The following is a 13,242-nucleotide window of genomic DNA, read 5'->3' on the forward strand; positions in this document are numbered from 1 at the left end:
CATTCAACCGATGCTCCAAACGGCGCACAAGCTGGTTGGCTCCCTTGGAACTTTTGGCTTTCAAGACGCATCCCAGATTGCTTGCAGCATCGAAAAGCTGCTGATTTCCTATTCTGAAATTCCAGCAACTGATACGGCTGAGTGTTTGTCCCAGATCGACGGCTTAATTGAGGATCTGCAGGCGGAACTGGTTGATCGAGATGAGCAGCTTGGACTGCCTGCGATCGGGACGACGGCTGATCCTGCTCCTGCCGCTCCTGCTTTTGCGGGTCTTGCTCCTGCGAATCTTGCTTCTGTTGCTCAGCCGATCCTGCTAGTGATTGACGGCGATCGAGAGCTGACCGACAGCTTATTACAAGAAGCCATTGCCTGGAAAATGCGGGTTGTGGTGGCTGCAACGATCGAACAGGGACGAGCGCAGATTCAGCAGGAGCGTCCAGCGGCTGTGCTGCTTGACCCAACGCTACCCGGAATACCGGAAGCCCTGTTGGCAGAATTGGCGGCGGCAGATGATCCAATTCCCGTTTTGATCTTTTCCCTCAAAGACCGATCGATCGAGCGGGTGAATGCGCTGCGGCTCGGTGGACAACTGTTTTTGCCCAAGTCAGCCACGCCCGGACAGATTTTTCGCGCCGTGACCGAGGTGCTTCAGCCTCCGGAACCGCTTCATGCGAAAGTGCTGGCAGTCGATGACGATCCGCAAATTTTGCTCTCGCTGCGTGCCCTGCTGGAGCCAGAGGGAATTCAGCTCACCTGCTTGAGCGACTCGACTCAGTTTTGGGAAACGCTGCGATCGGTTCAGCCCGATCTGGTGATTTTTGATTTGAGGATGCCGCAGATTAGCGGGTTAGATCTATGTCAGTCCGTCCGGCATGACTTTCAGTGGAACTGGCTGCCTGTCATTTTTTTGACCACGAGCAGCGATCGCGAAACGATTCAGCAAGTCTTTCGGGCTGGGGCAGATGACTATGTGACAAAGCCGATCGTGCCTGAGGAACTGCTGCTGCGGGTTCTCAATCGGCTCAAACGCAGCCGCTTGTTGCGCGATCGAGCAGAAATTGACGAGCTAACGGGCGTTGCCAATCGCCAGCACTCAACGAAAACCCTGACACAGCTCATTCAGTTCGCGACCGATTTTCAACAGCCCTTTTGTCTGGCAATCCTCGATTTGGATCATTTCAAGCAGATCAACGATCGCTACGGGCACGCGCAGGGCGATCGAATTTTGCATCAGTTCGGGCAGTTTTTGCAGCAAAAGTTTCGTAGCGGAGATCTGGTAGCACGCTGGGGCGGCGAAGAGTTTGTTGTGGGGATGTACGGCATTAGCAGTGAAGACAGCATCGATCGTCTGGCCAATATGCTGGAAGAATGGCAGGCGCAGACGATTACCAGCCTGACCGGAGAGCTGCTGAAAGTGAGCTTTAGTGCAGGGTTGGCGCAGTTTCCAGCAGATGGAACCGCTTTGCAGGTGCTTTACCGAGCGGCTGATGCGGCACTCTATCGGGCAAAGCGGGGCGGACGCAGTCGAATTGTAGCCAGTCACTGGCAATCGACCCGCAGCCCTGCAACTCCGGGAAAAGTGGCTGAAGTTCCAATCCGAGCTTCGGTTGCTGTCGTGCATCCCAACCTGGAATTTGCTCAAAGCTTGCGGCGATCGTTTGAGATTCGAGGCTACAGTATGCAGTGGCTTCAGAGCGGTGAGGCGGCGATCGAGCATTTGCAGAATCCTACGTTTAGCCTTCCTGGGGTTCCCACGCTGATGCTGCTGGCTGAGCAAACCACTGATTGGGATGGTTTAACCGTTCTGCGGCAGCTCAAAGCCGAGGTCAAAAACCGGATGCAGATTATCTTGCTGCTCGATCAGTCTGCCCTGCTTGAAGAGGCTCAAGCCCTGAGCGTTGCGGATGTGCTGCTGATGCCCTGCTCGGTTACGGTGATCCTTCAGCGATTGCGGCAGCTGATTCGATAGAGACCGTCTCGAAGGGTTGTTTAACGGGTATCTGAGGTGCGACATCGCCCCCCCTAAATGAGTCAACTCTGGGGGACTTTGAACGTAGGCGTAATTCGCTCAGTTCTCCCAGAATTGGGGATTAGGGGGGCAAGTCGGAGAGTCTACAAACCGTGCTGCACACAAACGCTAAGCCGTTGCTCTCGCCGAAGGATGCTGCGCCAGCACCTTTTTGAGGTATTGCCCTGTGTACGATCGCGGGTTTTGCGCGACTTCTTCGGGAGTGCCTGCGGCGATGAGTTCACCGCCCCGGTTGCCGCCTTCTGGACCCAAATCGATTACCCAGTCGGAGCAGCGAATAACATCCAGGTTGTGTTCGATGACAACGATCGAATTCCCCATATCTGCCAGGCGCTGCAGCACGTCCAGCAGCTTGTGAACGTCGTAGAAAGAAAGCCCGGTCGTCGGCTCGTCGATCAAATACAGGGTTTTGCCTGTGGCGCGGCGCGACAGTTCAGACGCCAGCTTGAGTCGTTGAGCTTCTCCACCGGACAATGTAGGAGCCGTTTGACCCAGCCGCACATAGCCCAACCCGACATCCACCATTGTTTGCAGCCGGGCATTGAGCTTGGGGATGTTTTCAAACAGGGGGAGGGCTTCCTCGGCAGTCATGTTCAGCACGTCGGCGATCGTAAATCCCTTGTATTTCACCTGAAGCGTTTCCCGGTTGTAGCGTGCCCCTTTGCAGACATCGCACTGTACATACACATCCGGCAGGAAGTTCATCTCGATCACGTTCACGCCCTGACCGCTGCAAGCCTCACAGCGTCCACCTTTGACGTTAAACGAAAACTGTCCCGGCTTATAGCCCCGCGCTTTTGCCTCGATCGTTTCTGCAAACAAATCACGAATGCAGTCGAAAATGCCCGTGTAGGTGGCAGGGTTCGATCGCGGCGTGCGTCCGATCGGCGATTGGTCGATCACGATCGCTTTATCAAGCGCATTCAGTCCTTTGATTTCTTGAAGCTCCTTGGGAAAGGGCACTTTTTGACCAAAGTGGTGTTGCAGTGCCGGGTAAAGCAGCTCGTTAATCAGCGTTGATTTGCCAGAACCGGATACGCCCGTAATACACACCAGTCTACCCAGAGGAATTTCGATGTCCAGATGGCGCAGGTTATTGCGGTGAGCATTTTTAAGAAGCAGCGATCGACCGTTCCCCGGTCGGCGTTCCACAGGCGTTTCGATTCCTCTGCGTCCCGACAGATAGGCTCCAGTGAGCGAAGCTTCTGCCGTCAGTAAGTCATTGAGCTCTCCCTGTGCGACGACTGAGCCGCCGTGAATTCCCGCACCCGGCCCAATATCCACCAGATGATCGGCAGCGCGAATTGTGTCTTCGTCGTGTTCCACCACAATTAGTGTATTGCCCAGGTCGCGGAGTTTGACCAAGGTGTTAAGCAGGCGATCGTTGTCGCGCTGGTGCAGTCCGATACTGGGTTCATCCAGCACGTATAATACTCCCGTCAGTCCTGCACCGATCTGCGTAGCTAAGCGAATGCGCTGTGCTTCTCCCCCAGAAAGCGTCATTGCTGTGCGATCGAGGGTGAGATAGTCTAGCCCCACATCGAGCAGAAACTGCAGCCGCGCTTTGATTTCTCGCAGCACCAGATCACCAATTTGTGCCTGACGGGGGGTAAGGTGCATCTGGGTAACGCGATCGAGACTGTCCCGCACCGAAACGCTGGTCAGTTCTTTGATTCGATACTGTCCCACCCGAACGTTTAATGCTTCCGGCTTAAGGCGATTGCCGCCGCAAACTTCGCAGGGCTGATCGATCAGATATTGCTCTAGCTTTTGCTTGTACAGGTCAGAGGTGGATTCCTTGTACTGGCGATCAAGCATCGGAATGATGCCTTCAAAGCGGCGATGATAGCCCTTGTTGTCGCGATAGCGCGAGTCCGCCTCAATGTAAATTTTCTCCTCAGAACCGTGCAACAACACCTGCTGCTGCTCTCGCGTGAGCTGGTTCCAGGGGGTCTGGATCTCGAAGCCAAATGCCTGCCCCACACTGTACAGCAGCGAAAAGTAGTAGGTATTATCTTTCTCTGACCAGGGTGCAACGGCAGCGTAGACGGGCAGCTTCGGATCGGGCACAACCAGATCGGGCGAAAAGGTTCGCAGCGTTCCCAGTCCGTGACAGTGGGGGCAGGCTCCGTAGGGCGAGTTAAAAGAGAACAGGCGAGGCGAGAGTTCTTCCATCACCGCGCCATGTTCGGGACAGGCGAAGTTTTCTGAAAAGACCAGATCGACGGATTTAGGCGAGTCCTCTTCAGATTTGCCGTAGCGCCCCGCAGGTTCGGCTGCCATCGAAGGAAGCACGGCAAGCTGCAAATCAGGATTGGTCGGCAGCGCAATCACTTTGTTTTCGTCTGAGAAGACCTCCACGATCGCCACTCCTTCCGATCGCTTCAAACAAGTCGAGAGCGAATCCACCAAGCGTTCCTGAATGCCGTCTTTTTTGACAAGGCGATCGACCACGATTTCGACATCGTGAAACTGATTTTTCTCCAGCTCAATATTGTCCGACAATTCCCGCACTTCGCCGTCAACCCGCACCCGGACAAAGCCCTCAGCCGCCAGCCCCGACAGCAGTTTTTTGTGGGTTCCCTTTTTGCCGCGCACGACCGGAGCCAGAATTTGAAATCGGGTGCGATCGGGCAGTTCCATAATTCGATCGACCATTTGATCAATCGTTTGGGGCACAATCGATCGATCGCAGTGGGGACAGTGGGGTTCGCCTGCCCGTCCGTAGAGCAAACGCAAATAGTCATAGATTTCTGTTACCGTGCCCACGGTCGATCGCGGGTTGTGAGAAGTGGATTTCTGGTCGATCGAAATCGCAGGACTCAAGCCTTCGATCGCGTCTACGTCGGGCTTGTCCACCTGTCCTAAAAACTGCCGGGCATAGGCACTGAGCGATTCGACATAGCGACGCTGCCCTTCAGCAAAGATCGTGTCAAACGCCAGCGAAGACTTGCCCGATCCCGAAACGCCTGTAAACACAATTAATCGATCGCGGGGCAGTTCCAGATCAATATTCTTCAAATTGTGCTGCCGTGCCCCCCGAATCCGAATCGTATCCTGTAGGTCTGCGATCGAATCTGAAAGTGACTGACTTCCTTTAAGAGGAGCAACCGCAGCAGGCAGACGATCGGCGGGGTCAACGCGCTGAATCATAGGAAGGGAAGCAGGGGGAGATAGGGGGCAGAGGGGGAAACAAAAAGGGCGAAACTCGAAAGATGAGACAGACGTAACCTAGGGCGACGAATCTTAATAATTCTACCGTTTGTCCCTAAATTCTGCCGAGGGCGAGATTGATAGAATCGTACAACCCCTTATGTTAGCGCGATCGTTTGTCTTAGTACATTTGCCTCATACATTGTTCGACTTAACTTTGCTCGACGGGACATTTGCAAAGCCGAGATTGTGTCCCGAACCGTCCCCCAAAGTTGACTGGTTTGTTGACTCAGGGGTCTCCTTATTTAGAGGGCCCATTTAGAGGACCCAGTAGCACCTTCACCACGTCTCAAATCACCGCTTTGCCGCTCCGCCCAACTGCCCCTTCGCCCCGTTCCCCATGAATCGCAAACTGCTCACTCAGGCTGTTGCCCGTTTACCGATCGTTCGCGTCAGAGTGCAGGATGGACGCTTTCAGGTCTTGGGCAGCAATCGCTGGTACTCCTACTGGCGTGACCCATATCATCTGCTGCTGACGATTCCCTGGCAGGGGTTTGGGCTTTTAACCGTGCTGTTGTATGTATTAACCAACGCGCTGTTTGCCCTGCTGTATCTGCTGGGGGGAGACGGCATTGCCAATGCGCGACCCGGTTCGTTTAGCGACGCATTTTTCTTTAGCGTCCAGACGCTTGCCTCGATCGGCTATGGGGCAATGCACCCGCAGACTTTGTATGCTAACTGGATCGTAACCATTGAGGCGATCGTCAGCATTTTGGGAATTGCCCTGCTCACCGGACTGGCATTTGCCCGATTTTCTCGTCCGACGGCGCGAGTCATGTTCAGTCAGGTTGCGGTCGTTGCACCCCATGAAGGAATCCCAACGCTGATGTTTCGTGCTGCCAATCGCCGCCGCAATCTCATTTTGGAAGCCCAGATGCGGGTCTATTTGATGCGAGATGAAATTACCGCCGAGGGCAATTCGATGCGCCGCTTTTACGATCTGCCCCTGCTTCGTAGCCAAACGCCAAGCTTTACCCTGAGCTGGACTGCGATGCACGCGCTCGATCCCAACAGCCCTCTGTACGCGGCCACGACCGAATCACTTCGTCAGTCTAGAGCAACGATCGCCGTTTCCCTGAACGGGCTTGATGAAACTGTGTCTCAAACCATGCACGCCCGCCACAACTACGCTCCCCAAGACATTTTGTGGAACAGTCGCTTTGTTGATATCTTTCATGAGTCGCCTGAAGGACACCGCTACATCGACTATCGCGATTTTCACAAAGCGATGCCGATCGAATAGAGGGAAGATTTCTCTCCCCTGGTTTCTTGGCGGCTCAGTATTGGTTCAGTACTATTGGTTCAGTATTGTTGGTTCAGCAATAAACGGCTGGTCAGCAAAGGCTTCTAAGCCCACAGATTCCAGCAGAGTGTTCCATCGCTCCTTTAAGAGTTGGCTGGGCTGCGTTTCAGCCGGACTGGACGATTGCCTTAAGTCTGCCAGGGTTGCGATCGCGTCGTACCAAATGCCTGCTGCCGCATATGCCGTCGATCGATCAACCACAGGAACCTGCGCCAGTTTAGCCGCCAAATCTGGAGTTAGTGCCTGACGCTGCACCCAGCCTCGCGTGAGTAAATCCCCCGATCGATCATCCGCATTGCAAATAATCGAGAAGTACCATTGATAATCTTTGCCAATCGTGAGAGGAGGTACAGTCCCATCGGTGGACAGGCTGACTTGCAGAATTCCTGCCGTTTTGGGCAGGGCGATCGTCGTTTCATAAACGGTTTGGTTGCCGTCCATCAGCACAAATTCTGCGGTCGTGGCATTCGTTTGAGGCACGTACCAGAAGAAAGTTGGGTGTTCCTGTACTGTTACACCAAAGTTTTGACTCGGAATCAGTGCGGTCAGGGTGGGCTGGGTCAACGCGCATCCGCCTCTGGTGCCACCGCCTTCTCGCCGTCCGGGTAAGCCGCGATCGGGCGGAACATATTGGGCAAGTACAACAGTTGCCATTGAAGAGAGAATGCCAGTCGTCAGCAGCAGGGCGATCGTAGATTGGGCAAAACGACGCAGGGGGCGAATCATGCGGCTCCTGATAGAGAGACGAGTTAACAATTTAGGGGAACTTACTCATTACTTCACTGCTGCTGCTCTACAGTCCGCAGAAATTAATGCTTTTGTGATGCAATACCTGTAAATTTCTGGTATGTTCCTTGCGGTTCTACGATCGATTGCAAAGCCGTTTTGTTCCCATTTCTTTCTAGAATGTTTGCTTTTTGAAGGGGTGGAAACAGAAACGCGAAACTGTGAAAACGCCCTAAGATCACAAGGGTTGAAGACGCTGAGGTGCTGAAAGATGGAGATGTGCTGACGGTTCCAGAGCTGTTACCTGGCTGGGAACTTCCTGTCTCTGAAATTTGGGCACCTGAATTTGAATGAGATGAATCGCACTTCGGGAATTATTTGTACGATCAGCGAGTCTGGCAAACTTCAAAATTGAGCATTATGACGAACGACCCAATTCAAGCCAATCGATTCAAGCGAGAACTTCACGAGTATTACGTTGATATCGTGTGGGGCTTTGTATGCAGTGACGGGCATATTGCCGGACGTATGGCTTCAGGTGCTCCAGGTGCTATTGATCCAACAGAGCCATGGCAACCCCTTGCAGAGGAATACCGTAAGCGGGGTTTCAACACTAGAGCGGCGATCGCGGCTGATATGAAGCGAAGATGGGCAGAAGCCGACTCAGCAGACGAAGAATGAAATTGAGCTAAAGGATAAAGGCTGTGCGGGGGTGCTTCACACAACCGTTTTACGCAATCCATACAAGCAGGCGAATCCAATTACTGAATTCAAGCTCTGTCTAAAAATAGCCACCCCTGCGCCAGAATGCCCTATTTTAACCGAAAGCGATCAAGCAACAGCGATCAAGCAAAAGTGATCAGGGATTTCTAAACGATCGTGAAATCGCTGCCCGTAATGGTGTTTGCCTGCACTCCAGTCAGAATTGCAAGCGGATCGCGACCTGCCCGAATGATTGTGCTATTCCCCCGCGAAACGATTGTCAAATCGCGGAAGCGCAACCCATCCTCTAACCCGATTAGATCCTGACGGTTGGCAAAGTCTGTAATTCGATCGCGTCCACCCCGACGGCGAATCACAAAAACATCTGTGTCGCTGCCGCCCGTGAGCGTGTCTCTGCCGATGCCGCCATTGAGCTGATCCTCGCCACTGCCGCCAAATAGCCGATCGCTGTCTTCATCGCCCCGCAGCCGATCGTCACCGCTGCTGCCGTCAAGCCGATCGCGCCCCGTTCCGCCGATTAAGTCATCATCGTTTTCGCCACCTACAAGCTGATCGTCACCGCTGCTACCTAGCAGTTCATCGTCGCCATCTTCGCCGTAGAGTTCATCGTCACCATCTTCGCCGTCAATCTCATCATCCCCGTCGCGACCATAGATCTCGTCATCGCTGTCGTTTCCATCAATTTCATCATCTCTATCTGAGCCAATGATTTCGTCATCGTTGGGTCTGAAGAAATAATCATTGTCGTAGTAATCGCCAAAAAGAAAGCCGAACCCCAGTCCGATCGCCATGATTCCTCCTTCCAGGCTTCAAAGCAAGAACCTGAAATAAACCAAATCAACCTAAGACCGAAACCTAGAACAAAACCTAAAACAAAACAAAACCTAAAACAATAAGTCTGCGGCTGCCTCAATTTGGGCAGAGGGTCTAAGTCCCCGTGATAACGGACGTAAACGCGCGATCGTTTGTTCCCGAAATTCTGCCGAAATCGACTGCCCCATTTCAAAACGATTATGGACGATGTATCGCTGGCAAACACCCTGCTGGAGGAGGGATTGGGTTAGACGTTCTGCTTCTGCGACGATCGCCGACTGTGCCTGCACTACGCCGATAAATTCAGTATGGGCAGGATTTTTGAGCTGCTTTTGTGCCTGCATGACGCGCTGCCGTAAATGGCGAAGCCGCCCAATCAGTTCCGTGTGTCCAGCGATGTCCTGATACTTGATCCACAGCTTAAAAATCCAGGCAAGCCAATCCCCCAACGCAGCAGGCATTTCCAGAAAGCGCAGCAAATGCCCAGTCGGAGCGGTATCCAGAATAATTAAATCTTGCTGGTTCTGTTCTAGTTGCTCAATCACCATCAGCAGCGACAGCATTTCATCGATTCCTGGCAACGCCTGACTCACAATCTGCCGCCATGCCTCAGGACCGTAGGCAATCTTCAGCGAATCTGCTTTTGTATCCCCGCTCATCATCTCTGCCAGTTCCCACAGGTATTCCTCCCGAAAGCGATCGAGTATCCGATGCGCGTTAACTTCTTGAGCCGTGAGATTGCCAGCCAGCAATACCGGATCATGTCCCAGCAGGGTTCCAAATGCATCCCCCAGCGAATGCGCCGGATCGATCGAAATCACGCGAATTTGTCGATCGGGATGCCGCACTGCCATGGCCCAGCCGATCGCCGCTGAAATTGTCGTTTTTCCGACTCCCCCTTTCCCACCAACCAAAATCAGCCGTTTTCCTTCTGCCACAAAATCGCTCAAACCGGGCGAGAGTTTTTCAGGTGATTCGATCGACCCTACTAGATCTGCAGGAACAGCCATTGATTGAGGAGTTTTTACTTGAGAAATCAGGTGATCCAAGGCTGCACTGCCAATCGGCTCCTGAGGCTGAACCGGAATCGCTAGCACCGGATAAGGATTAGCAATGTCGATAAATTTCTCCAAAAGTGCCTGCTGTTCCTGCAAGCCGTTCAGGTCGTTTCCGGCAGAATCGTCTGAAATCTGGTTTACAATCATTCCGCCAATTGGCATCTGAAGCAGCTGCAATGCCTGGATAAATCGCTGAGTTTCTAAATAGCTCATTAGTTCTGGGATCACGACGATCGCACACCCTGTCACTGCTGGATTTTGCAAAAGATGTCGTCCTGCGGTCAGGTCTGCCTGCATCTCGTGCAAAAAGCGATCGGCTTCATCGTCGTCACACCGTCCGGTAAAGCTCTGGGCGATGTAGCGGTGCTTCTCCTGAAACAAGCCCATCGCAGACAGCAAATTATCCAGAAAATCCATCAGGCTAAACAAATTCAGCGTATGACCGGTCGGAGCCATATCCACCACCACGCGATCGGCTTCCTGCTCCCGCAAAATTCGCTGAATCTCTAAAATGCCCATCAGCTCATCGACACCGGGCCAGCTCAAACTCCAGACTGGAGACAAATCCTCGCCCTGTACAAAACTTCCCCGCTCCACCAATAGCTCCAGAATACTGCCATATTTTTCCTTAAAGCCTTGCAGCAGCTTTTCCGCATCCAGTGCCCGCACCCGAAGATTCAGCAAATCCTCGACTATCCCTGGTTCATCTCCCACCTCAGTTTGCAGCACGTCCCCCAGCGAATGCGCCGGATCGGTAGACAGCAGTAGCACCCGCTCACCAGGAAACTGCCGCGCCCACCGACGTGCAAACCCACAGGAAAAAGTTGTCTTTCCGACTCCTCCTTTCCCGCTCACCAGAACCAGACGCAGCGAATCAAAATAGTGCAGCATGGCGATCGACTTTAACAGGGGTGATTTTTTAGAACTCCTGCTAAAAGTCTTCCCCTAATTAATTCTCACGAACATCCACGCTGGCTCACCGCAAATAACCTTTACGATCAGAGCGCATTTTAAAGTTGCTCTGCTAACTTCTCACAGCTCTCCAGATTGACTCGTGCCCTCTGTAAATTTATTTCTGCAATCGTTACTTTTACAGAATCATTTGCTTTAAAAACTTGTTTCAGATTGTCGATTTGTTGAGCAATTTTTGAGCGATGCAGTAAAGCATATATGCCATCAATATTAATCCATATTCCATAAGGCTTAACGACATGCACCCTACCATTCACAATTTGACCTACCTGAAACTGACGTAATTTGTTTAAGGTAAAACTTTGAATCAGTTCTATCTCAAGCGGCTTGAAATTACTCAATCTCTCTTTTGAATCTAAAATCTTTAAAGAAAGTCTTTGCCCAACTACTAGCTCCTCTTTGCATCTATCAACGTTGTTAACGGCTCCTCGCAATCCCTCAACTTCAACTAGCACGCTATATCTTGTCTTCTCCAGGATCTCTAGATGGAGCGTTACATCTTCAGCCTGCAATTGTCGTATTCGTCTCCATGCAGTTTGCCGCTCTAATGCTCGGATTGAAAAAGTAATCGTTGGGGGACGCTCTGAACACAAAAACCATTGAACTCTAACTCTTACTCCGTCCGGTTCAACATCAAGAATTCGGGTGTGTATGAGCAGTTCTTCTCGCCTGACAGGACGTTCACAATTAAGAGATGCTCGATCGATCACAGCTTCATACAGCAGATTGCTATCAATTAACGTCTCAGGCGAACAATTTGAAAAGAAAAAATCGTGTTCACTGTCGTAGTTTCCGACGACCAGAAATTCTCTAATTTCGTTGAGCTGTACTGCTTCCTGTGGAGTTTCAATATCAACTAAAGATAGCTTTGATACTGGAACATACGCAGGCTGTTCAGCCCCGAAATCAACTAAGACTCCTCTGGGCTTTAATTCCACAATTCGCCCAATCACAACATCACCGATCGGAAAGCGACCTAATTCAAAGCTCATAGCGCCCTGGGTTATGAGAACCTGGAATAGAGGAAATCGATCGGCGCAAGCTGGCTAATTGATCAGGTTCAAGCCACCGCAACCTTTAACCGAAGCTGTCTAGCTCCATTATTGTCTCAGTTGAAAAAAGCAGTGAGCGTTTCTCGATCGCCCTGGGATTACTAAAGACTGAATCACTTCATCCCATCTATCGGCAGATCCGCCATGAGCGAACTGTTTAAGGGCTTCGAGCAACTGCTAGAGCTTGCCAAAGCCCTGGAAGAAAAAATCGAGAAGGGCGAAATCAAAACTGATGTTCAGATCAACGCCCGTCCGCTCAGCAGCATTCCGCGTCAGGGCAGTATTCCCCGCACGGATATCGGCACGAGTCGCATTAAGCGAAATTCACCTGCACCGAATTCGTCTGCCAGTGCTGCGGCTGCTCCGGGTGATGACGCAACTGACGACAGCCTGACGGCTCCGACTGGCACAACCTCCTCCCTGAAAGACGTGGGTGGCTTGGGCGAAGTGCTGCAAGAGCTGCGCGAACTGGTTGAAATTCCGCTGCGGCGACCGGATCTGTTAGCAAAACTGGGACTCGAACCTCCCAAAGGCGTGCTGCTTGTCGGACCTCCCGGAACCGGAAAAACCTTGACAGCACGTGTCCTGGCAGAAGAACTGGGGGTCAACTACATCGCGATCGTCGGTCCTGAAGTGATCGGCAAATACTACGGCGAAGCAGAATCTCGGCTGCGAAGCCTGTTCGAGAAAGCGGGCAAGTCGTCTCCCTGCCTGGTGTTTATCGATGAAATTGACAGCCTCGCGCCCGATCGCAGCAAGGTCGAAGGCGAAGTTGAAAAACGGCTGGTAGCGCAATTGTTAAGCCTGATGGATGGCTTTGCCAAAACCCCCGGCGTGATCGTGCTAGCGGCAACCAATCATCCCAATCATCTTGATCCGGCACTGCGTCGTCCCGGTCGATTCGATCGCGAAGTGCAGTTCCGAGTGCCCAATCGTGAAGGTCGCCTGGAAATCCTCCAGATCTTAACTCGCGAGATGCCGCTAGAGGCGTCTGTCGATTTGACGGCGATCGCAGACTTGGGAGTAGGCATGGTGGGAGCCGACCTCAAAGCCATTTGTCAAAAAGCCGCCTATACCGCACTGCGCCGTCAGGTTCCCAGCCTTAAAGCTGCCATTCCCGAAACAATGACCGTGACTCAGGCTGATTTTCTTCAAGCAATCAAGGAGATTAAGCCTTCGGTACTGCGATCGGTCGAGGTCGAATCGCCACAGATTACCTGGGATGAAATCGGCGGACTGGAAACGGTGAAGCAAACCCTGCAAGAATCAGTTGAGGGCGCACTGCTGTACCCGGAACTCTACCAGCAAACCAGAGCCACTGCACCACGCGGAATTCTGCTCTGGGGACCACCT

Annotated in this window: 9 protein-coding genes; 4 read left to right on the forward strand and 5 right to left on the reverse strand. The window is 52.4% G+C overall.

The genetic code is table 11. From position 1 onward, the window contains the following. Window positions 1-1,969 (forward strand): diguanylate cyclase (locus tag H6F80_RS01875; protein ID WP_190789922.1); only part of this gene is annotated, 1,969 nt, incomplete at its 5' end. Between the two features lie 168 nt (window positions 1,970-2,137). Here the strand turns inward: H6F80_RS01875 and uvrA are convergent. Next, window positions 2,138-5,182 (reverse strand): excinuclease ABC subunit UvrA, encoded by a 3,045-nt coding sequence (gene uvrA / locus H6F80_RS01880; RefSeq protein WP_190789923.1) that lies wholly within the window; start codon window positions 5,180-5,182, stop codon window positions 2,138-2,140. A gap of 400 nt (window positions 5,183-5,582) precedes the next feature. Here uvrA and H6F80_RS01885 point away from each other — a divergent pair, with 400 nt between their 5' ends. Beyond that, window positions 5,583-6,485: an ion channel gene (locus H6F80_RS01885; RefSeq protein WP_190789924.1), complete on the forward strand. Its 903-nt coding sequence runs from the start codon at window positions 5,583-5,585 to the stop codon at window positions 6,483-6,485. A gap of 51 nt (window positions 6,486-6,536) precedes the next feature. Here H6F80_RS01885 and H6F80_RS01890 read toward each other — a convergent pair whose 3' ends face one another. Beyond that, the gene (locus H6F80_RS01890) at window positions 6,537-7,271 is read right to left on the reverse strand and encodes a DUF928 domain-containing protein (protein WP_190789925.1); all 735 of its coding nucleotides are present in this window, start codon (window positions 7,269-7,271) and stop codon (window positions 6,537-6,539) included. A 420-nt stretch (window positions 7,272-7,691) separates the two neighbouring features. Here H6F80_RS01890 and H6F80_RS01895 point away from each other — a divergent pair, with 420 nt between their 5' ends. Then, window positions 7,692-7,952 carry a hypothetical protein gene (locus tag H6F80_RS01895; RefSeq protein WP_190789926.1) on the forward strand — a complete coding sequence of 87 codons (261 nt, stop codon included), beginning with the start codon at window positions 7,692-7,694 and terminating at the stop codon, window positions 7,950-7,952. 188 nt (window positions 7,953-8,140) lie between these two features. Here the strand turns inward: H6F80_RS01895 and H6F80_RS01900 are convergent, their stop codons facing one another. The 3 genes from H6F80_RS01900 to H6F80_RS01910 all read right to left on the reverse strand — a co-directional run bounded on the left by H6F80_RS01900 (window position 8,141) and on the right by H6F80_RS01910 (window position 11,829). Next, window positions 8,141-8,785 (reverse strand): calcium-binding protein, encoded by a 645-nt coding sequence (locus tag H6F80_RS01900; protein ID WP_190789927.1) that lies wholly within the window; start codon window positions 8,783-8,785, stop codon window positions 8,141-8,143. Window positions 8,786-8,878: 93 nt separating this feature from the next. Next, on the reverse strand, window positions 8,879-10,756 hold the full coding sequence (locus H6F80_RS01905) for an ArsA family ATPase (protein WP_190789928.1): 1,878 nt from the start codon (window positions 10,754-10,756) through the stop codon (window positions 8,879-8,881). Between the two features lie 119 nt (window positions 10,757-10,875). After that, the gene (locus H6F80_RS01910; RefSeq protein ID WP_190789929.1) at window positions 10,876-11,829 is read right to left on the reverse strand and encodes a S1 RNA-binding domain-containing protein; all 954 of its coding nucleotides are present in this window, start codon (window positions 11,827-11,829) and stop codon (window positions 10,876-10,878) included. A 204-nt stretch (window positions 11,830-12,033) separates the two neighbouring features. Here H6F80_RS01910 and H6F80_RS01915 point away from each other — a divergent pair. Then, the coding region (locus tag H6F80_RS01915; protein ID WP_190789930.1) for an AAA family ATPase at window positions 12,034-13,242 on the forward strand (1,209 nt) is incomplete at its 3' end.

The sequence above is a fragment of the Leptolyngbya sp. FACHB-711 genome (assembly GCF_014695615.1).
GTDB lineage: Bacteria > Cyanobacteriota > Cyanobacteriia > Elainellales > Elainellaceae > Leptolyngbya_A.

What these genes read in the sequence shown, in the direction of transcription:
- uvrA (WP_190789923.1), bottom strand. Translation starts at nt 5,182, where the DNA reads ATGATTCAGCGCGTTGACCCCGCCGATCGTCTGCCTGCTGCGGTTGCT.
- H6F80_RS01885 (WP_190789924.1), top strand. Translation starts at nt 5,583, where the DNA reads ATGAATCGCAAACTGCTCACTCAGGCTGTTGCCCGTTTACCGATCGTT.
- H6F80_RS01890 (WP_190789925.1), bottom strand. Translation starts at nt 7,271, where the DNA reads ATGATTCGCCCCCTGCGTCGTTTTGCCCAATCTACGATCGCCCTGCTG.
- H6F80_RS01895 (WP_190789926.1), top strand. Translation starts at nt 7,692, where the DNA reads ATGACGAACGACCCAATTCAAGCCAATCGATTCAAGCGAGAACTTCAC.
- H6F80_RS01900 (WP_190789927.1), bottom strand. Translation starts at nt 8,785, where the DNA reads ATGGCGATCGGACTGGGGTTCGGCTTTCTTTTTGGCGATTACTACGAC.
- H6F80_RS01905 (WP_190789928.1), bottom strand. Translation starts at nt 10,756, where the DNA reads ATGCTGCACTATTTTGATTCGCTGCGTCTGGTTCTGGTGAGCGGGAAA.
- H6F80_RS01910 (WP_190789929.1), bottom strand. Translation starts at nt 11,829, where the DNA reads ATGAGCTTTGAATTAGGTCGCTTTCCGATCGGTGATGTTGTGATTGGG.